This is a genomic window from Oxalobacter paraformigenes, assembly GCF_000158475.2.
GTDB lineage: Bacteria > Pseudomonadota > Gammaproteobacteria > Burkholderiales > Burkholderiaceae_D > Oxalobacter > Oxalobacter paraformigenes.
Window position 1 is genome coordinate 1,421,824 of sequence record NZ_KI392031.1, and the last position, 19,167, is coordinate 1,440,990.

General features: G+C 48.9%; 24 protein-coding genes. 6 read left to right on the forward strand and 18 right to left on the reverse strand.

Annotated features, from left to right (window positions below):
• Window position 1 precedes the first annotated feature (1 nt).
• The 17 genes from OFAG_RS13075 to OFAG_RS10965 all read right to left on the reverse strand — a co-directional run bounded on the left by OFAG_RS13075 (window position 2) and on the right by OFAG_RS10965 (window position 15,305).
• Complete coding sequence (locus OFAG_RS13075; RefSeq protein WP_005876048.1) at window positions 2-2,266, reverse strand: DUF2213 domain-containing protein; 2,265 nt, start codon at window positions 2,264-2,266, stop codon at window positions 2-4.
• On the reverse strand, window positions 2,263-3,060 hold the full coding sequence (locus tag OFAG_RS13080; protein WP_005876046.1) for a phage head morphogenesis protein: 798 nt from the start codon (window positions 3,058-3,060) through the stop codon (window positions 2,263-2,265). The genes OFAG_RS13075 and OFAG_RS13080 overlap by 4 nt, the downstream gene beginning before the upstream one ends.
• Complete coding sequence (locus OFAG_RS10895) at window positions 2,996-4,507, reverse strand: phage portal protein (RefSeq protein WP_005876044.1); 1,512 nt, start codon at window positions 4,505-4,507, stop codon at window positions 2,996-2,998. Before OFAG_RS10895 ends, OFAG_RS13080 begins: the two co-directional genes overlap by 65 nt.
• Complete coding sequence (locus tag OFAG_RS10900) at window positions 4,504-5,709, reverse strand: PBSX family phage terminase large subunit (RefSeq protein WP_020995280.1); 1,206 nt, start codon at window positions 5,707-5,709, stop codon at window positions 4,504-4,506. The genes OFAG_RS10895 and OFAG_RS10900 overlap by 4 nt, the downstream gene beginning before the upstream one ends.
• On the reverse strand, window positions 5,687-6,022 hold the full coding sequence (locus OFAG_RS10905; protein WP_005876040.1) for a hypothetical protein: 336 nt from the start codon (window positions 6,020-6,022) through the stop codon (window positions 5,687-5,689). The genes OFAG_RS10900 and OFAG_RS10905 overlap by 23 nt, the downstream gene beginning before the upstream one ends.
• Window positions 6,023-6,165: 143 nt before the next feature.
• Window positions 6,166-7,806, reverse strand: coding sequence for a hypothetical protein (locus tag OFAG_RS10910; protein ID WP_005876038.1), 1,641 nt, complete (start codon window positions 7,804-7,806; stop codon window positions 6,166-6,168).
• Window positions 7,807-8,002: 196 nt separating this feature from the next.
• Complete coding sequence (locus tag OFAG_RS13085; RefSeq protein ID WP_020995282.1) at window positions 8,003-8,935, reverse strand: BRO family protein; 933 nt, start codon at window positions 8,933-8,935, stop codon at window positions 8,003-8,005.
• A gap of 237 nt (window positions 8,936-9,172) precedes the next feature.
• Window positions 9,173-9,616 carry a hypothetical protein gene (locus OFAG_RS10920; RefSeq protein ID WP_155979205.1) on the reverse strand — a complete coding sequence of 148 codons (444 nt, stop codon included), beginning with the start codon at window positions 9,614-9,616 and terminating at the stop codon, window positions 9,173-9,175.
• Between the two features lie 3 nt (window positions 9,617-9,619).
• The gene (locus tag OFAG_RS10925) at window positions 9,620-9,964 is read right to left on the reverse strand and encodes a DUF1064 domain-containing protein (RefSeq protein WP_005876034.1); all 345 of its coding nucleotides are present in this window, start codon (window positions 9,962-9,964) and stop codon (window positions 9,620-9,622) included.
• A 1-nt stretch (window position 9,965) separates the two neighbouring features.
• A complete protein-coding gene (locus OFAG_RS10930) occupies window positions 9,966-10,154 on the reverse strand; it encodes a hypothetical protein (RefSeq protein WP_020995284.1) in 189 nt (62 codons plus the stop codon).
• A 314-nt stretch (window positions 10,155-10,468) separates the two neighbouring features.
• Window positions 10,469-10,915 carry a recombination protein NinB gene (locus OFAG_RS10935; protein ID WP_005876032.1) on the reverse strand — a complete coding sequence of 149 codons (447 nt, stop codon included), beginning with the start codon at window positions 10,913-10,915 and terminating at the stop codon, window positions 10,469-10,471.
• Window positions 10,891-11,103: a hypothetical protein gene (locus tag OFAG_RS10940; protein ID WP_005876030.1), complete on the reverse strand. Its 213-nt coding sequence runs from the start codon at window positions 11,101-11,103 to the stop codon at window positions 10,891-10,893. The genes OFAG_RS10935 and OFAG_RS10940 overlap by 25 nt, the downstream gene beginning before the upstream one ends.
• Before the next feature lie 5 nt (window positions 11,104-11,108).
• Window positions 11,109-11,387, reverse strand: a complete 279-nt coding sequence (locus OFAG_RS10945; protein ID WP_020995286.1) for a hypothetical protein — start codon at window positions 11,385-11,387, stop codon at window positions 11,109-11,111.
• 324 nt (window positions 11,388-11,711) lie between these two features.
• The gene (locus OFAG_RS10950) at window positions 11,712-12,593 is read right to left on the reverse strand and encodes a toprim domain-containing protein (protein WP_020995287.1); all 882 of its coding nucleotides are present in this window, start codon (window positions 12,591-12,593) and stop codon (window positions 11,712-11,714) included.
• Complete coding sequence (locus OFAG_RS10955) at window positions 12,590-14,080, reverse strand: DEAD/DEAH box helicase (protein ID WP_005876026.1); 1,491 nt, start codon at window positions 14,078-14,080, stop codon at window positions 12,590-12,592. Before OFAG_RS10955 ends, OFAG_RS10950 begins: the two co-directional genes overlap by 4 nt.
• A complete protein-coding gene (locus OFAG_RS10960) occupies window positions 14,077-15,036 on the reverse strand; it encodes a ParB N-terminal domain-containing protein (protein WP_005876023.1) in 960 nt (319 codons plus the stop codon). The genes OFAG_RS10955 and OFAG_RS10960 overlap by 4 nt, the downstream gene beginning before the upstream one ends.
• Entirely contained in the window at window positions 15,033-15,305 is a 273-nt protein-coding gene (locus OFAG_RS10965) for a transcriptional regulator (RefSeq protein WP_005876022.1), read from the reverse strand. The genes OFAG_RS10960 and OFAG_RS10965 overlap by 4 nt, the downstream gene beginning before the upstream one ends.
• 70 nt (window positions 15,306-15,375) lie before the next feature.
• Between OFAG_RS10965 and OFAG_RS10970 the strand changes: the two genes are divergently transcribed.
• Genes OFAG_RS10970 through OFAG_RS10985 form a run of 4 tightly spaced genes read left to right on the forward strand, consistent with a single transcriptional unit; the run spans window position 15,376 to window position 17,352 of the window.
• Window positions 15,376-16,083 carry a S24 family peptidase gene (locus tag OFAG_RS10970; RefSeq protein WP_051347037.1) on the forward strand — a complete coding sequence of 236 codons (708 nt, stop codon included), beginning with the start codon at window positions 15,376-15,378 and terminating at the stop codon, window positions 16,081-16,083.
• A 39-nt stretch (window positions 16,084-16,122) separates the two neighbouring features.
• Window positions 16,123-16,515: a type II toxin-antitoxin system RelE family toxin gene (locus OFAG_RS13985; protein ID WP_020995289.1), complete on the forward strand. Its 393-nt coding sequence runs from the start codon at window positions 16,123-16,125 to the stop codon at window positions 16,513-16,515.
• Complete coding sequence (locus OFAG_RS13090; RefSeq protein WP_081695698.1) at window positions 16,442-16,927, forward strand: helix-turn-helix domain-containing protein; 486 nt, start codon at window positions 16,442-16,444, stop codon at window positions 16,925-16,927. The genes OFAG_RS13985 and OFAG_RS13090 overlap by 74 nt, the downstream gene beginning before the upstream one ends.
• A gap of 2 nt (window positions 16,928-16,929) precedes the next feature.
• Complete coding sequence (locus tag OFAG_RS10985) at window positions 16,930-17,352, forward strand: hypothetical protein (protein ID WP_020995291.1); 423 nt, start codon at window positions 16,930-16,932, stop codon at window positions 17,350-17,352.
• Window positions 17,353-17,425: 73 nt separating this feature from the next.
• On the opposite strand, the gene OFAG_RS10990 is transcribed toward OFAG_RS10985, so the two are convergent.
• The gene (locus OFAG_RS10990) at window positions 17,426-17,806 is read right to left on the reverse strand and encodes a hypothetical protein (protein WP_020995292.1); all 381 of its coding nucleotides are present in this window, start codon (window positions 17,804-17,806) and stop codon (window positions 17,426-17,428) included.
• A gap of 194 nt (window positions 17,807-18,000) precedes the next feature.
• Here OFAG_RS10990 and OFAG_RS10995 point away from each other — a divergent pair, with 194 nt between their 5' ends.
• Both OFAG_RS10995 and OFAG_RS13990 read left to right on the forward strand, forming a co-directional pair.
• Window positions 18,001-18,426, forward strand: a complete 426-nt coding sequence (locus tag OFAG_RS10995) for a hypothetical protein (protein ID WP_005876018.1) — start codon at window positions 18,001-18,003, stop codon at window positions 18,424-18,426.
• A gap of 64 nt (window positions 18,427-18,490) precedes the next feature.
• Window positions 18,491-19,090: a hypothetical protein gene (locus tag OFAG_RS13990; protein WP_020995293.1), complete on the forward strand. Its 600-nt coding sequence runs from the start codon at window positions 18,491-18,493 to the stop codon at window positions 19,088-19,090.
• Window positions 19,091-19,167: the final 77 nt, after the last annotated feature.

Genomic DNA, 19,167 nt, shown 5'->3' on the forward strand with positions numbered 1-19,167 from the left:
TTTACCTCAATTCGTAAAATTTGTTGACCTGGTTGATGCGTTTTTTCCCCGGTTCGCTGTCCATTGCCATCGCACGAGAGGATGGAACAGGACGGTTGTGCAAATAGGCTTCCACTGCTGTCACGACTTGTCCCGCATCGGCTTTCAGCCCGAGTTTTCTTGCCGCATACCGGGCGACATCGATGGTCGTCATGGAATCGAACGCGAAAGTACCGATAAACGGCATCACTTTCTCGGCCAGCCGGTTACGCCGGGACAATTCCTCCAGGCTGTTTCGGGTGATTCTGTCCACCAGCTCGGCACTGTCCATGGCATGACGGGCGCCTTCCGATTCATGGAGACGGTCAAGATGTTCCCGTTCGGTTCTCATCTTTTCTTCTCCGTATTTCACGCCTTCGGCGAATGCTCGCTGGAATTCGGGACTTTCCGCATCCAGTCCGCAAGCATCCATCGCTTTTTTCATTCCTTCCGATTCATGTTCACGATCCAGCTTTCTGCGTTCATAGTTTTCGCCAGCCTTGACCGCTTCCCGGACACTCATGGGATCCGCGTCTTTTCCACCCGGTTCTTCCTTGCGCTCGATTCTGTCGCGCTCGACGTTTTCACCGTATTTGAACGCTTCTTTTGCGTTGAAATCATCGTCACCGGTTGGCTTGCTATAGGCCAGATCGGTCAATTCGTCTTTCAGCTTGCCGATCAATTCTTCCGGAACATATTGTGCTAATACATCCAGCAAGCGACCGATCGCCGCATTTTTGTCTTCATCTTGCGTCATGTCTTTGATTTCTCCTGTTTCAGGGTCTTGGATATGGACGCCCGCAATCAGGGACGCCAGTTCTTTGATGGCTTCGGCCGCGGTGACTTCCACAGCCTCTATGTTGGATTCATTCATAAATGCCTCCGGTTCCGCATCAGCAACGATTACATCTGGGCCGGAACGGCCTTTCCGGACCAGTGCTATGTGGTTTCCTTTGATATTTCTGATGATGAAGTCGTACCGAGTCCCGTTGAACTCGCCCGCCGTGAAGTCAGGGTCGTACCGGTATGCGGCGGATATCTGGCGATAGGTGCCGTTCTCAATACCCTCTATTCCCATCCTGTCGGTGATGATGAGGGAATTTTCCAGATACGGCGCCGACCATTCGGCATCCGTACCTGTGTGTCCGACCTGATAATCCTTTGCTGGCGTATCAGGCGTGACAACATGGTGATTCAGCATGACAGGCAACCCGTTGAAGGTGCTGGCAGCCTTTTCGATTTCCTCCGCTGGTCGGTATCCCCAGTATTCCTTCTGAGGGTCTAAGCCGTGTTCTTTCCATCTGGGAATTTCGATGCCGAGATAGTGAACGACCTGCTCTTTGGTGATCGGTGTCAGGTCAACGTGCAAAAAACCGTTCGCGTCGTAGTGACGAGCGGAAGATGCGTCAAGCGCAAACAAGACATCTTCCAAATTGTTTTCACCATCTTTCATGATCTCATCAGAAAACCGGATATTTACAACCTCGTATTTCTTGGGTATAGTGTTATTCAAGCGTTCGGAATCGGACGCGAGCAAGGTCTGTGACCCGGTGCTTATTCGCCGGTTAAGAGCAGACTGAGAAAAACCAGCATCTTCTGCTGGCTTGGAAACTCCCCCCGCTGGGCTTTCACCTGGATTGGCTGGGAGTTTCTTTTTATCCCGATATTCAAATTTCGAACTGCCTTCCCTTGTTACGCTATACGCCGCCGGGTTCGGTGCGCTTCTATTTCTATCCAGTACGTCAACCATTGCAAGCCTCAATCCTTCATTGGTCTCAATGGATTTTCTGAAAGTAAAAACTTCTTTTGTATTGTCGTTTCTGGCGTGATACAGCGGTTCCGCCGTGCATTTTCCCGTTGCAATAATGTCGGGAATATGGACGAGCAATTCGCTTTTAATCGGGTCATTTTTCAATCCCCCTTTGATCTCACGCCATGTACCACCCGTGAAGAAAACAGGACACCTCTCTCCGTCAATCGTCGCAATGACCGCTTTACCCTGTAAAGACTGTTTGAAGAACTCACGTGTTGTCCGGTAATGATCGCCGCTATTGGCCGCCAGCATCTTCTGGTATTCACTGGTTTTAGGTGAAGTATCTTTCAGGATATGCACATCATTTGTGCCATCCAGATCATGTAACCCCTTACCTTGCAAGACCTTTGGGCCGTCAACAATCGTTCCATCTTCAATCCGACAATGAACCCCGTTAGGCAATGTGATCCAACGTTCTTTTTCTTTACCGTTCATGAAAACTTAACAATAGGAATAAACGTGCACCGGCAAAAAGGCTCTTGCGACGGAAAGACATATCCCCCGTCATCCCCTACCGGGGCACCTTTCGCCAGATCAAATTCTTTTCCATTGAACGCTTTGTGTTTGTGTCTGGGGTGCACCGTTCCACCGGTATGAACCCATATGCCTTTTTGGATCCCTGCGTTATCCAGCATTTGCCGGTTGAAGCTCTGGTATGCCTTTCTGGTCTGATCCAGTGCGATATTGTTCGCCCGGCGATAGCTCATTTCACCGTATTTCGCCAGATTCCTTGATAACTCTTTCAGACTGCTCGTCGGTGTGGTGATTGTCCGCATGACATCGCCGGAAATACGCTCGAAATACTGCGACGGGATGGATTTGATCAGATCCACTCCCTGATTGACGGATGCCTGGAAAATTTCTTTCATCTGCGGCGTCATGGCATCCATTTTGATGGTCACTTCATCAAACAACGGCTTGACGGCACTCGTACACGACGCTTTCGATTCTCGCAACAACCGATTGATCAGGGACTGGACTTTCTCACGGGCAACCATATCGAAAAACGCGTTCCATTGCCCCTTTTTGATATCCAGGATGGATTGTGCCGCCTGCGCGATTCCCCCGGTTTCCAGAAAATCTTTTCGTCTTCCGGTGTCGTCGAAAAGGGAAAGGACAGCATCCCTGCTGTCCTTTGTCATGTCCCGAACCAGTCGCCGTAATTCACGACTGTAACGGCGCTCCACCGAAACCTGATAGTTCAGCGCCTTGCCCTTCTTCTTCCGCATAGAAATCGCTTTCCGGATTTACAGAATCAAATCCGCTCATCGGGTCACTCTCCAATGCCTGCGCAATGTCATCGCCCGATATGGCCCCGGTATCCCGTAGCGTCGAATAGTATTGGCCCGTTTTCAGTCGAATATCGGCCACTTCGCTTTCTGTCGGCTCATCGGTCGGGTTCCATAAAATCGTGAATTCCGGCACCACGCCGAATTCCGGCTCGACGTATGATTTCCCCATCAACAGGTAATGGCGTCTCAACAGGGCTTCCATTTCGTGCTTCCGCACACTTCGCAAGGTCTTGTCATAAGAGCGTTTCTCGAACTCACCGGTTGCATTAAATCCTTTCGGGGTCGTTTCCAACAGTTCGGTACTCGGAACCCCTGAAACCGACGAAACCAGCTGATACTGTGTCATGATGACGGCATCCAGATCGGCCAGGGATATTTCGTGTTGTTCGTATTCGTCATCTTGTCCGATCAGGAGCTGACCATAGTTGTCCCGATAATAGGACTGCGCCTCTATCGCCCGGCGGGTCCGCTCCGGATCCCCTACGACTTTGCTCAAATCCGTTTTGCGGACATTGAGGCGCTTGGTCATCGCCAGTTGAGGGGCTTCGTTGGCAGTGCGCTCTGCGCAGTACACACGCTCGTAGATCATTTGCGTCAGCGGGATACCGCCATAGAAATAAGCCGGCTTTAATATATCTGGCACTTCAGCATACCGTGTGATGATCAGATGCGAGTGGTGGTATTTTCTGCCGCCAATCATCCAGTATTCGGGGTCGTAAAAATGCCGGTTGGCTGGACAATAGACGTCTTCTCCTGTAAGCAGAGGTGCACACCAGTAAGGATCGACCTGTGATATCCCTTTGTACGATCCGGGCGTCACGCCGTCGATATTGAATGGATTTTCATAGTACTTTGGATCTTCGCTATCCACGTCAAAAACAGCGATCCTCACGCCGAAAATGCGCAAAAACTGGGAATATTCGATAAGGTTTTCCGTTACTCGGAAGTCCGTATCTTTGGCGGTCAGCGCTTTTATTATATCTTCCGCTTTTTCTCCTTCGACCGACAGTTCCCAGCCGTTTCGTGTCGCATCCTTGCCGGGAGTGACACAAACCTTGTTGATCAACCAGTGTTGGGACAACAAGGCACATGTCTGATATCCGATAAAGCCTTGCATGGCATACCATGACAGCAAGGTGTTCGATACCGGCGAGTTGGCAATCGAGAATATGCCTTTGGTCGGGATCGGATTGTTTCCCGAATCCATTGCCATTTCGGCATCCGGGAAAACAGGTTCCAAGAAAACACGCCGGTCGATTTCCGCCCGTGACATTTCCGGTATGTTGTGCGTGGAGAAAGCGAAAAGTCCGTTGACCGACTTTTTCTTTTTTTTCTTTTCTTCGCGCACGGGTTCTTCCCCGCGTACCCAGTCAAAAAAGCTCATACCAAATCAAACCAGTCTGCGCCCTTGCGCTTGATATATCCATCCAGCGAGTAACGTAATGCATCCCAAAGATGGTTGTTCTTGTCCTCGATCACCGGCAATATGTCGTTGGTGCGTTTGTCTATCTTGTACCGGTACAATCTGGCTTCTTCCGCCATGTGTTTGCAACGGTCATGGATGATGATTTTCCGAAACCCTTTCAGGTGCGCGATACCATCCTCGACGCTGCCTTGCCACTTGTCCGCTGCGGAAATGTTGAATCCGTGTTCTTTGTGAAGGTAGCTGATCGTTTCCGGTCTGGCGCTATCGGCCTTGATCGGCCACTTGCGCGCTCCAGGAACGGAATCGTACAACTGGGGCAGTTCGGTGATTTCTACCCCCACTCCATATGCCTCATAGTCGATATAAAGACAATCACCAAAAATGAAACACCGCACCAGCGCGGACGGGTCTCGGGCAAAGCCGAAGTCCGCACCGAAAAACAGTCTGTCCGCTTTTTCCCAGAGATCATCCGGGAACGTTTCGACGGTATATTTTCCGGCGAAGATAACGGCGTCGCTGACCGTCAGCGGTTTGCCGAGCCAGACATGCTCATAGGCGGCATAGTCTGTCGCCTTGAGATACTCCATTTCCTTGCGGAGAACGTCAGGAAACCACGGGTTGTCATAATAATTGACTTCTGCGTTGTAACAGTCCGGCGGTGGTGCTGTCACGAAACGCTTGTATGTCGGGCCGTCTTCATCAATCGGGTTCCAGCTGATCCAGATTTCCGAGTTTTCCTTGCGAATGGTCGGTATCAGGATGGACCAGGATTCTTCGCTGACAGTCTGCCCTTCCTCAACCCAGCATATGTCTATTCCTTCCGTTGACTTGATGCCCTGCGGATCGTATTTGAGCCCTTTGAAAATGAACTCCGAGCCCACAGAACTTTTGATGCTGCTATCGGTAATGCGAAACCATGGAGCCAACCCCAAAGCGCTGATTTGATCGCCTATCAGTTTGTGTACGGAATCCCGAATGGTATTCTGCACTTCGCGGCAACACAAAACACGTACTGGCCTGCTGTAACTGATTACCGTCAGCGCCCGGGCGAAATGCACGGATTTTCCGGATCCGCGCCCTCCTCTTGCCGACTTGTAACGATATGGCCGAAACAGAAAATCAAACGCAGGGGCAAATTCAACAGTCTTTGAAGATGACATTGATGCTGGGCGGTACAAGTGGTTCGCCGGCTGGCCCAGAGACGGTATTTACCGGCTTTTCGCCGACACTGTCCCGGATTGCTTCAAATGCACGCACATCGCCGGACAACGCTTTTTCAAGGAGTGCTGTCACAATAGCATCCCGTCTTGTCGCTCCGTCCGGCATTTGGCCGGCCAGCATCATTTCCAATGTTTCACGGATTGTTTTTTTCCTACGCCTTGCTTCACCGGATGCAATACCGCCTTTTTGGCCCCTTTCCCTTGCTTCGTCCTTGCTTCGTGGCGGTTTCAGGTTCTCGTGTCCTTTGGGCATTTTTCTATTTTTCACATAAAAAAAGCCCTTCAATTCGAAGGGCTTTTCTTTAAACAAAGAAATCCAGCATATTAAATTTATATGCAAATATATCCTAAAAAGTTCGGCCTTAAAATATTTATTTTTTGAATAATTGATTTACATCAATCATTCATCCTGTTGCTGATGCATGTCGCAGCCAATTCTCCGGTCCCTTTTTTCGCTAATTCCTGAAATTGCTTGTCCGTATATACTCTCTCAATCAGTTTGATTTTATCCGCATCAGACATAACTCCTTCGCACATTTTTGCCGCTGGTTCATTGTTGAATTTGGCCAAGCAATTTTCTTTTGTTTGTTTTGTGACCGAACAAATATAGGAATAAGACATTACGGTAACACCGCAATTACATTCCTTTTCAATCCGTTCTTTTTTAACATCCGATTGCGAATCAGTCATTACTGGAACCGGCGATTTTTTTGAGAAGAAATCCGGATTATTATCAGAAGCAAGCGAATATCCTTCTCTGGAGAAAACAATGTTATCCCCATTAAACTTTTCAACAGAACAGGTTTGAACAGCGTCCTTACCGATGCCAGCCGTCCACGATATTTGAGCAATATCATTCTTTCGGGCAGCTGAAATAAAATATAATCCTTCTTGATGGTTTTCCTCTATTGTCTCCCATTCTTTTTGGGCCGACTTGGATGGCGTTAACAATGATATAGCCTGTAAAAAACAGGATTTTGACCGCACATCGCCAATCATTGAAACCGCTTCAAGAAAAGCAGGATTTTGTTCTGCGCGAACAGGTTCCGGTTTAGGCGAAACCGGATTCTCTTCTGAACTGGAAGATGTCGCTGTAAATATCAAAACAAGAACAAAAACGACAAAACAAAAAATCCCAATGAAAAGAAGCGTTTGTCGTAGTTTTCCTGTAACGCTCTTTTTTGCCTCATCAATCAAGGGAGGATATTGAGATTCAAAATCGTGTTTTTCAAAACCCAGAATACTCTTTGCCTCAAACTCCCCATATTCCTGCTTAATGACATTTTGTAAAATGGCCCATGCAGCTTCTTTTTTCAGTCCTTTCCCAAAAAATATAAGGCGCGGTTTCTGTTTTCCGTCCTCAGAAATGGAAATAGCATCTCTCCATTCTTCCGTCTGGAATATTTTCCGTATGGGAATAGTCAACAATCGATTGCCGTGAAAAATGCACCGCATGTTTGTAATATAGAAGGTGCCTTCATCAACCGGTACTATTCCCTTTTCCGATACAATTCTTCCTCTGGATGATCCAACGCGATAACTCACTCCTTTGGCTAACCGTACACTTATTCCATGACTTCCGCCTTCATATCGGCTGTCTATAACCTTCTCTTCAAGCAATTCTGCAGATTCGGCAAAAAAGATAAGCTCTTTTTCCTTTAATCGGATTCCTTCAGGTGGCGCATAAATTACTGGTTTGCCTGCTGCCGATTTGTTTTTCATTTCAGCGTATTTCATGGCACGCGGCAAATTTACATCTTCCAAATCCTTGGGCGTAACTCGAAAGAATTGGATCGCACGAAGAATTTCAGTCTCAACAACATCCCATTCTACAAATTCATGGAAAAGAAAGAGCGCGACAACTTTTGATAAAAATTCTTTTCGTTCATTCCACGTAAAACTGAGAATGTCTCCAGTTGTATCTTTCAACGCCTGTTCGAGAATGGCGTTGATATTTCCAGCATGTGAAACATTAAGCAGTTCAACGATCTTCTTGAATACGAGTTTCTCCCGCTCTTTAGCTGAGAAGATAGACATCTTGGGATCCTTTTCTGATTGCGAGTGCTTTTTATGTTACCTGTCAGACACTAAAAAATCATCCTGAAAGTTTCGATATTGTTGCGTCAGGAATACCGAGCGCCCGGAATCCCTGGCGCATACGATCAGAAAATCCAGTAGGCCCCTATGCTGATTAGAACCAGAAGCCAGCCGACGCAATCAAAAATACGGTCTATCATTTTGCACCTCGCATCTTGCCGATAACGGCCTTCCGCTGCTGTGCACGATAGGCCAGCGCCTTAACGCACGCCTCACCGATCTCCTGGATGATTTCGTCCTTCAAGCCGGTGTTGCCCTGATCGGCGATTGCCTCCGCAAGGCCTTCATACGGGCTTTTGTTCGGTATTGGGTCAACGTGCAGCTGCCCCGCATAGTCCACGAAAAGACGGAAGTTCTGTCGGCTCAACTGCTGGGCGATGATTCCCGCCAGAACGTCATCCGGTATGGTCAAGGTCGGGTTGACATCTTCGCCTTTGTGAACGCGTGACCAGTCGTCGATGAACTTGTTGGCGATATCCCGTACCTTTGCGAAATAATCCCTGTCCAGAAGATTAGGAACCGACGGAAGCGCCGTTCTGTCGTCCTGCATGGTCTTGATGTATTCGCAAGCCTCCCCGAAACGGTTTGCAGGCAAGTCTTTGTAACTGGCCAGCCTGAAATGGTTGTTGAAGCGTGACCATGCGTAAGGGCGGTCTTTGCCGGATGGAAAGCGCTCGGCGATCAAGGTGGCTAATTCGCCTTGTTGGATTTTATTGATGGAGACAGAGTACGAACCTGTTTTCCGGATAGCTGGTAGGACTTCTTCCATAACCCACGTCTCGAACTTTTCCGCTTCCGGTTTCTTGGAACGGATAATCAGGCGGTACAGGTTGGGTTCGTTGATGAAGATTACTTCTCGGTTTTGGCCGCCGGAGCTGATGTAACGTTTCGTTACACCGGATGCTTTACAGTGGTCGGCGATTACTTTTCTGGAGTTCGTGTACCCCAACACCGAACAAACGTCAGCAGCACAGAACCAGACTTCACCGTCAATGGCGACGGTACGCACGGTATTGGATTGGAATTGAAATTCGACGGGCGCGGGTGCGCACAAAGATACATTAGACATGACATGTCTCCTTCTATTCGGGTTTCCCACTTGCCACCCCCTGCCAAAGGGGTGAGCAAGAACTTGCAGGTTGGCAGACCGGCTAGAAGGTACCGGCGCATCCGAAGATGCCCCGCAAGTCCCGCTCATAAACGGAGACATGCAGACAAAAAAAGACCGCGCAAACGGCGGCTGTCCGCCTTCTAGATTCGAGCTGCCAAGCCCGACTGCATTTTTCTTTGCAGTTTTTTTAGTATATCACTTTTCATTTTTGATTCCATACATCCATTCCCTCGCCACAATACTTGCCGCTCTGTTCAACCGGTCGTAATACTGTGTTTTGCCAATGCCTATTACCTTCGCCCCACCGTCACGGGTTCTTGCTCTCTTCATTTTGCCTTGTACAGCCGCACACCCGACATAATGTAGTACAAATGCTTCCCTGTACTGTTTTGGCAATTTGACAACGATACGCTCCATCCTTATCGCGGCTTGATGATTGATTGGCTCTTTCTGCTCTTCCGGATCCGCTTCACGATTTTTTGGGCGATATCTCGCGCCAAGAATGTTTCCCCATGACAGCGGTAACCAGTCACGTATGTTTCCCCACCGTCTCCAGTTTTCGATGATAGGGAAAAATTCCGCCTCAAATGCTTTCAGTTTTACTTTGTCGTTTTCAATCATTTCAAAGTACCAATCCAAAAATCAGAAACGCTCCACATTCCATCCCAGCCCCTCACGTCTTGTTTTCTTCCTGACCGCCATAAACGCAATCGGATACTGGTCCGCAGCGACCTTGATCTTCACTTTTGCATCATCCCGCCAAAACCCCTTGACCTCATGCATCTCAAGATGGCCGTCCGAGCGCATCACCGCAAAATCCGGCGTGTAGAACGTGTTATTCGCCAAACGAAATTTCATGCACTCGAAGCGGTACCAGGCGATTATTCCTGTACGTTTCAGTAATTCAAGATGCTCTGCATACTCCGCTTCTGTCTTGTTCATCTGGCCTGTCTTCAATCGGCCAAGCGCAAGGATTGACGGTTTCATTTCAACTCACTTTCTTCAATAAATGCGGTTGCAGCGTGACAAGATTTTCCTGATCGTTTTCGACACCATCGTATTGGCATATCACCCTTTCAAACCCGTCTTTCTTGCTGCATCCCGACAAAATCAGCTTTACAGTTGCCAGCCGTCCTGATGGCGTAATCACCTTTTGCCCTGTTTTCAAATCGCACATAGATCCCCCTTTCATGCCGGTTTGTAAGTCCCCATCAATCGGTTCAGGACGATCTCCAAAAACTCGATTTCTGATTTTCCGTACATCGCTGCAAATTCATTTCGCCCCATGCTATGCACGCCCGTTTTTCCGGTGTGATGCTCCGGACACAGTGGGATGATCGCCTTGTGGCTCGATCTTCCCCACCCGTGGCGGGCACGAACATGATGGATTTGTGCTGGCGTTCCTGGATACCCCTATGCGCTCACACACGATGCAGCCCATTTCGGCGACCTGTCGCATGATTATTTTTTCTTCTGCCGTTTTCGTGCGTTTCATGCGAACATCTCCTCTCTCACACCGAACTGCACGCCATGTTGTGCGCCGAATGCATATATCTTTTCCAGATAAACCGCAAAGCCCTTTTTAGTAAGTTGTGTGGTCGATCCTTTCAGGTACCGGTTCCCGTTCGGCAGGAAATCCCACTTCACATATCCATCCACGGTTTCATCCGATGCTTCTTCCGGCAGGAACTTCTGCTTGAAATATTCGTGCCAGGTATCCGCGCTGTACTGCACACCATCCGGCCAGACCTGAGCGGCAATGTCTTTAATGGCGCTGGACCACATCAGGGCGTTCTGGTTAAGGCCTCGATGTTTTTTCCGTTCCCGGATGACGACTTCCTTTTCATCGGAAATATCCACCTCCTGTACTTTTTGCAAGGCGATTTCCTTTGTCCGATGATCCGTTATGGCAATCACAACATCTGCCTGCGTTCCCATTCCATCAACCTCATGTAGTGGTTTTGTTTTGCCGGGAAGTATCCCTGCCGGTAGGCGCTTGCCAGTCGTGACCAGTATTCTTGCATTTCAGGATTGTCTTTCGTGGCAAGCCAGATTTCCTTTTTGTCTTCAATCCCCCAGCCGTAAATATCGGACAGGTATTTCAGATCGTTTTTCAGGTCATCCATCGTGTTCAGCCGACCGCGTTATTGAGCCTTTCTTTCAACCGTTCTATTCGTCTCGCCGTGCGTGTCATCCGACCATTGACGAAAGAAGCCAAAACACTCCGAACATGATGCCGGTCCTCAAGCAAACCACTTTCCGGCTTGCCGCGAAGCAGCCAAACTGCCGCCGCGTTCGTCATGCCGAGCGATTGCCATTCGTCGTACAACCCGCGTTCTTTCATGAACCGGTTCAACTGACCTTGCGTGAAATTTTTCCGGTTTTGGCTGTCTCTTGCTTCGTTACCCATTTTTTCAGCGTCTTCCTTTTTTCTTTATCTCTATCTATTTATTTATCTTTTAAGGTGATTTCCTAGATTCGGAGGGTTAAAACGGCGTAACCCCTCCCTAGGGACGCGAAAAAGCGTCCTTCGGTGGGGCACGTGATTTCCTGAGTTCCTCGGGCCGTCACATGCGTTTGGCAGACTATAAAAATCGTTCCGATGCTTCCGCGATCTTCCCTGCGCCAGCTTCTACCACTTCCACCCCTGCTGTTTGGCCATGCGCTCCTTCTTGCCGTTTGGGACATTGCAGCCGTCGGCGGTTTACCCTCTCCTCTCTGCAATGCCGTCTGTCTATGTCACCATCTTTAAATTCCTTGTGACTTCCGCTCTGATGCGTGTATAGGCTCTCTCGCCCCACTCCTGTCGGGCGTCGTCCCAGTCCGTTCCGCATATGCCTTCCGGATACGCCAGACCGCATTTCAGTATCTCAGCCGCTTCTTTTCCTTTCGTGATTCCAGGGTTGTGTGTCGTTTCGTGATCGTTGTCGGCGCAAATGACGGCCATGCCTGCCGTTTTTCTGGTTTTCGCTACGTCCACGAGGTTGGACGAATTGAAGCACACGACCACGGAAGCGGTCGGAATGCTTTGGTAAAGGGTCAGGCCGGTCGCGAAACCCTCGCAGAAACACGTCATAAGGCCTCGCGCCCGACGCAATTCGTAACTTGCCCCCTTGATCGGGCAGCGGTAGCGGAATTTCTTCTCCCCCTCTATGGAAATCGTCTGGACGCTCATCAACCGTCCGTTGGCGAACATCGGTATTACCAGCAAATCGCCGTCCCGTTTCAGGTGTTCGCAGCCGCGCATGGACAGCCCTTTGCGATCCAGATAGGGATGTTCTCCCCGGAGCGAAGGCAGTTTCCCAAAGTAGCGCCGACATGACGCCACGGCCTCGATACGCGCCCTCAGTTCGTTTTTTCGGCGCTCGGCAGCCTCTTGCTCCCTCTTGACTATTTCGGCGCGTGAGAGCGGTTTTGAAGGCTTGTCGTCCTGCCAGAACGCAGGCTCTGTCATGAGCGCGTGGTTTTGGGCAAATCCATACGTTCCGAAGTACCGGACAGCTCCGTTGAGCTTTCTCGGCTTGTCGTCCGTCGGGTATCGTTTCCATACGCCCACGGGGGGAACCGTGTCAATGCGTATACCAAGCCCGCGGCAGAAGTGCAGAAAGTCGCTCATGCGGCCCTCCTTTTCTGCATCGCCTTGGCATACCGGATATTCAAGTGCTTGATTTTCCGGCCGACCTGATCGGTGACTTCGGGCGCTGGCTCGGTGTCGTAAAACTTTTTGAGCGGCCACGTTCCGGTGATGTTCCGGAACATCGCCAGCGCGAATTTTTCGGCTTTCGCTGCGTCTTTATGCAACAGCGCATAGCGGACTATCTGCGGCCACAGCTCGACAGTCAATTCCTGCCTTGCGCCGGACGCAATCAGTTCCTGAAGTGTTCCTGCCCTGTGAACAACGTCCGACTTCCGTTTCGGGTATTCGTGGCCGCAGTTCGGGCAGAATGGCGAGGCAGCGTGCAACGCCTTGCAGGTCGGACATGTCATGTATTTGTCTTCGATGTCTTCGGGATTTTTCTTCTTCCGGGTTTTCTGCTTGCCGTCGTCCAGCTCAGTTGCTCCGCTTTGGAAGAATCCCTGCATCTCATCCATGAAGCGCAGACAATTGCCTGAATGATCGAGAACGATGCACTCTTTTTTGTCCGGATGAATCCTAAGCCCGCGCCCGAAGAGCTGTATGTGCTCTGCCAGCGAATTGCGCAGGGGGCGGGCCATGATAATGCACTCAACGTCTGGCACGTCAAAACCTTTGGTCGCGGCAGTCACGGTGATTAGCCCGCGATAAACGCTTTCCGGCTTCCGGAACTCCTCGACGATTTCCCGACGCTCCTCATCGGACGTTTTGTATGTATAGTTTGCACACAAGATACCGGCGGCCATGAACTGGCGCTGCAGCTCTTCCGCGTGTGCCGTGTTGACACCTGCACAAATGAATTTCTTGCCGTTGCAGTGCTCGAGATACTCCTTGACGCAATCGCCTACGACTTCAAGCGCCCGTTTCGATGTTTCCTTTTCTTCCCATTCGCCCGCCACTACGCGGACACCTTCCATATCCGGTTCCTTGCAAGCATATATCCGGTATCCGGACAAAAAGCCCTCGTCGATTAATGCCTGCGTAGAGGTGACATTGACAAGGTTGTCATACAACTTGCCAAGACCTTTGGTAAAAGGCGTGGCGGTCAATCCGACAACGTTAGAGTTTCGATTTGAAATGCGCTTTTTAACGGTTTCGGAAATCGTGTGACATTCGTCGATGATGATAAGGTCGGCGTCCGGCCATTGCCGCCGCGCCAACGTCTGTGCGCTTGCGATCTGGATAGGTTCATACAGGCGCGTCCGCCAGTGATTGCCCTGGATCACGCCGTGGTCTATCCCGTATTCGTCGAAACGCAATGACGTCTGATCGATCAGGTTGATTCTGTCACAGACGAAAACCGCCCGTTTTCCCTTGTTTCGGCATTCTTGTATCAGACTGGCCCCTATAAGGGTCTTTCCGGCTCCGGTAGGAGCACACAGAATTTGGTTTTTGAACCCCCCACGCACCCCGTCGCGCAATCTTTCGATTGCGTCGAGCTGGTATGGACGGAGTTCGATAGGCCTCATTTTCCAAGTGCCTTTCTGACCGTTTCGACAATCGTGCTGAAATCCCTGTTGCCGACCATGTCACCAATTTCCAGAAGCCTACTGGTGGCATACCGCGCAGACTTTTCCGCCTGTCCTTTTATTGCCGTCAGTGTGTCGATCTGACGGGAAAGTGTGGCGTTCAGCTCTTGCAGACGGGCGATTTCGGCGTCCTTATCGTCTTTTGTCAGTGATTCGATTTTTCTGTGCAGCAGATCGTTTTCGCGTTGGGTTTCGTCGATCAGCTCTTCCAGCGTCGGGCCGTCCGACATAGCTTCCTCTATGAACGCCCGATCCTTTTCCGCTTGCGTCTGCGGCTCGGCTTCCGGCTTCTTCGCCGGTTTGACGGTCTGATAGGCCTGATTGATCGAGATTTCACCGGAACGCGCCTTTTCAATGATTTCCGGTTCTGCTTTCTCGAGAATTTTCTCGACGCGCTGGATCGTGTCTTTGCCCACCTGCGCTTTTTTTGCGAGTATCTCGACAGTTTTCAGCCCTTTTTCCCGAGGTGCCGAATTCAGCACCTCGGTATTCGTAGATATTTTTTGACTTTCAGTAAAATTCTGGGCGTTTCCTGCGTTCTGCTTGAGATTTTGCCGGGAACGTTCTTTCGCCCGTTCCTCGATGTACGGTTTGACCTTCAGGGCCATTTCTGCACGCGCGAACGGTTCGAGATTGCGTCGGCCAAGCTGGTTTTCGTACATCCAAATGAAGGCTTCGGCGCGGGTGCGCACAGAGGAGACCTCGACCGTGGCGAATGGGATGTTGTTCTCGGTGCATATCCGATACCGGTTATGCCCGTCGAGTATGGTGCCATTCCAGACGGAAATCGGTTCCCTGCATCCGTCCGCGAGGATGTTTGCTTTCAGGCGTGCATAGTCCATCGCGTCCAGAGGCGGGATGAAGGCTTCAAATTCCTGATCAATCGTCAGATTCATTCCCCTTCCTCCTCCGTCCGTTCACGGGCTTCTTTTTCCATGAATTCGATGTCTCGAGCAGTCCAATAATTCATCCAGCTATCCGGAAACATCTTTTTCAGAGAAACAGCACCATGCGTTGCGTCGAAAATCCGCCTGCCATATCCCTCAGGAAGACGGCTTTTCCCCTCCTTGATTTGCCAAGCAAAAGACACGGGCATGTCTATCGCTCTAGAGAGCTTCGTCAGTCCACCGCAAATCTGTATTGCCTTATTGAATTCTTCAATCATACAGAGAGTATAGCGCGACTATATTAAAAATGGAAGTCAAACTATACTTTTTTTATTTTAGCATTACTATATGAGCAAAGAAAAAATGGAAGATGCCGCTCGTTTGAGAAAGCTTTTCGAGACGGTAAAAAACAGAGCAAAATTCGCAAGAGATTATGATGTTCCTGGCGGATCAGCGATGATCTACCAACACATCAACGGCATTACGCCTATCGGGTTGGATGCTGCTTTGGCTTATATGCGAGGATTTGGCTGCCGAATGGAAGATATAAGTCCGTCCCTTGCAAAAAAAGCAAAGCTTTTTTCTGATACCCCCAAAGAACCACAATCACCCTCAGAAGATGAATATTTCCTTGTCCCGATTCTCGATGTACACGCTGCGTGCGGGAACGGACATTTCAACGATCAGGTGCTTGTGGAAGGCGGTTTTGCCCTGCCGAAGGTCATGCTGCATGACCTAGGCGTGCCAGAGGGAGAGGGACGCATTATCCATGCGAAGGGTAACAGCATGGCTCCAACGATTCAGGACGGTGCAGTAGTCCTAATCAATCTGGCAGACAGGGAACCGATGATGAGCAAAGTGTATGCCGTTTGCTTGCCGCATGAAGGTCTCGTCCTGAAACGCCTGACTTATGAATATAACGAGGCTGCGGGGACGTCCGTATGGATGATGAAGAGCGACAGTCCAGACAAGCACCAGCATCCGGACAGGCGTTTGCCGCCTGATGAATCGACGATCATCGTTGGGCGGGCGGTATGGTATGGCAACAGGCTATAATTGACCATTCGCAATAGCGACTATATACTGCGACATATAATGATTGAAATATATGAAGGCGATTACTTCGAGGCCGATCTATCCGGACTAAGCGAGTGTGACCTTATCAATGCATTTCTTGATGAACTGGAAAATTCTCCAAAAGTACTGGACGAATTGACAAAATGGAGTGCTGAACATAACAGTAATCCCATGTTCAATGTAAAAGCCATTGTCGCATTTCAAAACAAAGGGTTCAACCTGTACCGAATAAGGCCATTAGCAAAAAGAATAAACAAATACAGAATCATATACGCATACAATGGTCAAAGAGATGAAATATATCTTTTGGCCATAGTAAAAAAAGAGGAATACAACTATGAACCCGACGACCCAATTTCGCAGCGTATTTTTGACGAATACGATGAGCTTGAGCTTCCCAAATATCATTGAAAAACGCGAATCTACATCTGAAAGCGTTTTTTTGAGAAGTGAAGATATCGTTGTTATGAAAAAAATGCCGCGGCGCCTTAAAAGGCAATGGCTGGAAGCGAACGACCCATCATATAAAAGGAGAATGGAAAAAGCGCGCCGTGAGCTTTCCGAAAGCCTGGAAGAAATAACCCTCCAGAAATTGAGATTATCAAAAGGACTGTCCCAAACACAATTGGCAAAACTTGTCGGCACCACGCAACCACACTTGGCAAAAATCGAAGCCAGACAAGTTTCTATATATGGCGAAACATTGAAGAGACTGGCCGACGTACTGGATGTGGAAATGGAAACGATTTACGAATTGACAAGAAAAGCAGAAACGATCGACACAAAAGAATCAGAAGACAACACTAATTATTTCAGCTTTTAATCATGAAAAATATCGTCTGCATTTTTTCTGATGATTTCCGGCGCGAGCTTGGTGGAAAACATTCATTAATAGGTATCTACGGCGACACCCTTAATATTAATAGCAATCAACAGGTGTTGCCAAAATTAAGCGCTACTGTCTATTTCCGGACCGATGTTTCTGATATGGACGGAGTTAATCATTTATCCATTAATATAAAATTAAACGGAAACGTCATCGCAAAAAATGAATTGCCAGAAAAATACTTAAAAGAATCTATTGAAAAAACTAAAGAAAATTTTGGGAATATATTTTCCGGGGTGTATAACTGCAATCTTCTCCTCATCCCCATTCCAGAAGAGCTCAATACTATTGAGGCTGAAGTAATGTTGAACCATGAAGTAGCATACGTTCAAAAGCTGACTGTTAACATTACAAAAAAATAGTAAAAAATGGAACCACTATTAGAAAGATTTAAATGAAGCCCTGAAATAAAAGGGATTGAGACCACAATTACCGTCAAGATTCACGAGAATACCCTTGCTCAACTGATTTTCGCCATAAATCAGAATCAAAACATGGGTCAGTCTCTGAAAGACAAGCTAATTTCTGATTTGAAATCACTTCCGGGTAAGACCATAGTGTCCCTCTCAACACAGCTAATTGCTGCGGCACTTTCTCAGCCGGAGAAATTAACTTCCTTGCTTCAAAGTGTTTCCCATCTCCGTTAAATATAATATAGCCGACCGTTTCCCCCATAGATGTGCCCAACTGGACAGCAAATTCCTTGAGGCCAAGATCGCAGTTCAGTTGGAACAAAACATTGTTCTTGACTGCGATATCCGGGATCAACTCCACTTTCGTCACCCGTTCTGTTGACAAATCACGCTTCGATAACATCACTTCCTCCTCCACAATACAGATCGTATTCGCAGGCGATTACTGTCATTTACCCTACTCCTCAAAATTGACCTATATCAATTTTATCAAAAATAGTAGTAAAACTTTAAATTATATGTAGTTTCACTATTGCATATTTAATATAGTAAAACTATAATTACTCCATCAGCTAAACGAAATGATGGAGCAAGGAAATGATCGGAGAAAGCGTCTATGACTATGTCGACTACGGCGACGAAGACCTTTTTTCAGGTGCTTATGTGTCCGCGCACATTGAGGCGCGGGCGGAATACATAAGAGACTTCCCGGGGATTGTCGCAGAAGAAGTCGCGGTTGATCGCTCTGACATGTTCCGGGATTTGCTTGAAGAAACCATGATCGGACGAAAAGAATCCCTACCGGTGTTGCGTGATGCGATGCTCGCTGATATGGGCACCACTGAAATATTTAATTGCGTCAAAAATGCATATCTCTCCGAAATATCCGCCTTTCTGAAAACTAAAGATTGTGACAGCGCTTTTACCGTTGTCTCTGGATTGATTACAAAAGCCGCTTATAACGCGGCAGAAAAAGAGCTGGAAGCAGATGCGGACGAAATGCTGAAAGAACTTGAGAACTGATTTCCTTTTGTGCGTTGGTTCCAGTTTCCGGGTCTGGGGAAAACCGGTTTCTTAGGGAAATGAAATGAGCGAAGAAAACAAAAAATACGAACTCCTGCAAGACGATACGGTTACGACGCCATCGGGAGAAACGCTGTATCGAATTAAGGCGCTTGTCGCAATAGGGCTGTTAGTTTCTCCGGGAGAGCTCGGAGGCTATGTTGAGAGTACACAAAACCTTGATATATACGGCAATGCGTGGGTGGCCGGCAATGCGTGGGTGTCCGGCAATGCGCGGGTGTTCGGCAATGCGCGGGTGTACGGCGATGCGTGGGTGTTCGGCAATGCGTGGGTGTTCGGCAATGCGCGGGTGTACGGCGATGCGCGGGTGTACGGCGATGCGTGGGTGTTCGGCAATGCGCGGGTGTACGGCGATGCGTGGGTGTTCGGCAATGCGTGGGTGTTCGGCAATGCGCGGGTGTCCGGCAATGCGCGGGTGTACGGCGATGCGTGGGTGTTCGGCAATGCGCGGGTGTACGGCGATGCGTGGGTGTTCGGCAATGCGTGGGTGTTCGGCAATGCGCGGGTGTCCGGCAATGCGCGGGTGTTCGGCAATGCGCGGATGTTTCTTCGGAACACTGGAACAATTCCGGGCGGCGGTAAAAGAAAAACATGGCCGAAATAAATACGGCAGACACTACCTAAGGATAATCAGAACAGCGGAAATCTGGTTTGAGGAAGAAGATGAGTAAAACCAAAGAA

Bases quoted from the DNA above. Each gene is read 5' to 3' on its own strand.
- OFAG_RS13080 (WP_005876046.1), bottom strand. From the start codon at position 3,060: ATGCGGAAGAAGAAGGGCAAGGCGCTGAACTATCAGGTTTCGGTGGAG.
- OFAG_RS10905 (WP_005876040.1), bottom strand. From the start codon at position 6,022: ATGCCCAAAGGACACGAGAACCTGAAACCGCCACGAAGCAAGGACGAA.
- OFAG_RS13985 (WP_020995289.1), top strand. From the start codon at position 16,123: ATGATTGAAATATATGAAGGCGATTACTTCGAGGCCGATCTATCCGGA.
- OFAG_RS10940 (WP_005876030.1), bottom strand. From the start codon at position 11,103: ATGGATGACCTGAAAAACGATCTGAAATACCTGTCCGATATTTACGGC.
- OFAG_RS10935 (WP_005876032.1), bottom strand. From the start codon at position 10,915: ATGGGAACGCAGGCAGATGTTGTGATTGCCATAACGGATCATCGGACA.
- OFAG_RS10985 (WP_020995291.1), top strand. From the start codon at position 16,930: ATGAAAAATATCGTCTGCATTTTTTCTGATGATTTCCGGCGCGAGCTT.
- OFAG_RS10925 (WP_005876034.1), bottom strand. From the start codon at position 9,964: ATGAAACCGTCAATCCTTGCGCTTGGCCGATTGAAGACAGGCCAGATG.
- OFAG_RS10965 (WP_005876022.1), bottom strand. From the start codon at position 15,305: ATGATTGAAGAATTCAATAAGGCAATACAGATTTGCGGTGGACTGACG.
- OFAG_RS10995 (WP_005876018.1), top strand. From the start codon at position 18,001: ATGATCGGAGAAAGCGTCTATGACTATGTCGACTACGGCGACGAAGAC.
- OFAG_RS13090 (WP_081695698.1), top strand. From the start codon at position 16,442: ATGAACCCGACGACCCAATTTCGCAGCGTATTTTTGACGAATACGATG.
- OFAG_RS13085 (WP_020995282.1), bottom strand. From the start codon at position 8,935: ATGTCTAATGTATCTTTGTGCGCACCCGCGCCCGTCGAATTTCAATTC.
- OFAG_RS13990 (WP_020995293.1), top strand. From the start codon at position 18,491: ATGAGCGAAGAAAACAAAAAATACGAACTCCTGCAAGACGATACGGTT.
- OFAG_RS13075 (WP_005876048.1), bottom strand. From the start codon at position 2,266: ATGAACGGTAAAGAAAAAGAACGTTGGATCACATTGCCTAACGGGGTT.
- OFAG_RS10990 (WP_020995292.1), bottom strand. From the start codon at position 17,806: ATGTTATCGAAGCGTGATTTGTCAACAGAACGGGTGACGAAAGTGGAG.
- OFAG_RS10955 (WP_005876026.1), bottom strand. From the start codon at position 14,080: ATGAGGCCTATCGAACTCCGTCCATACCAGCTCGACGCAATCGAAAGA.
- OFAG_RS10900 (WP_020995280.1), bottom strand. From the start codon at position 5,709: ATGTCATCTTCAAAGACTGTTGAATTTGCCCCTGCGTTTGATTTTCTG.
- OFAG_RS10930 (WP_020995284.1), bottom strand. From the start codon at position 10,154: ATGTGCGATTTGAAAACAGGGCAAAAGGTGATTACGCCATCAGGACGG.
- OFAG_RS10950 (WP_020995287.1), bottom strand. From the start codon at position 12,593: ATGAGCGACTTTCTGCACTTCTGCCGCGGGCTTGGTATACGCATTGAC.
- OFAG_RS10910 (WP_005876038.1), bottom strand. From the start codon at position 7,806: ATGTCTATCTTCTCAGCTAAAGAGCGGGAGAAACTCGTATTCAAGAAG.
- OFAG_RS10945 (WP_020995286.1), bottom strand. From the start codon at position 11,387: ATGGGTAACGAAGCAAGAGACAGCCAAAACCGGAAAAATTTCACGCAA.
- OFAG_RS10895 (WP_005876044.1), bottom strand. From the start codon at position 4,507: ATGAGCTTTTTTGACTGGGTACGCGGGGAAGAACCCGTGCGCGAAGAA.
- OFAG_RS10960 (WP_005876023.1), bottom strand. From the start codon at position 15,036: ATGAATCTGACGATTGATCAGGAATTTGAAGCCTTCATCCCGCCTCTG.
- OFAG_RS10970 (WP_051347037.1), top strand. From the start codon at position 15,376: ATGAGCAAAGAAAAAATGGAAGATGCCGCTCGTTTGAGAAAGCTTTTC.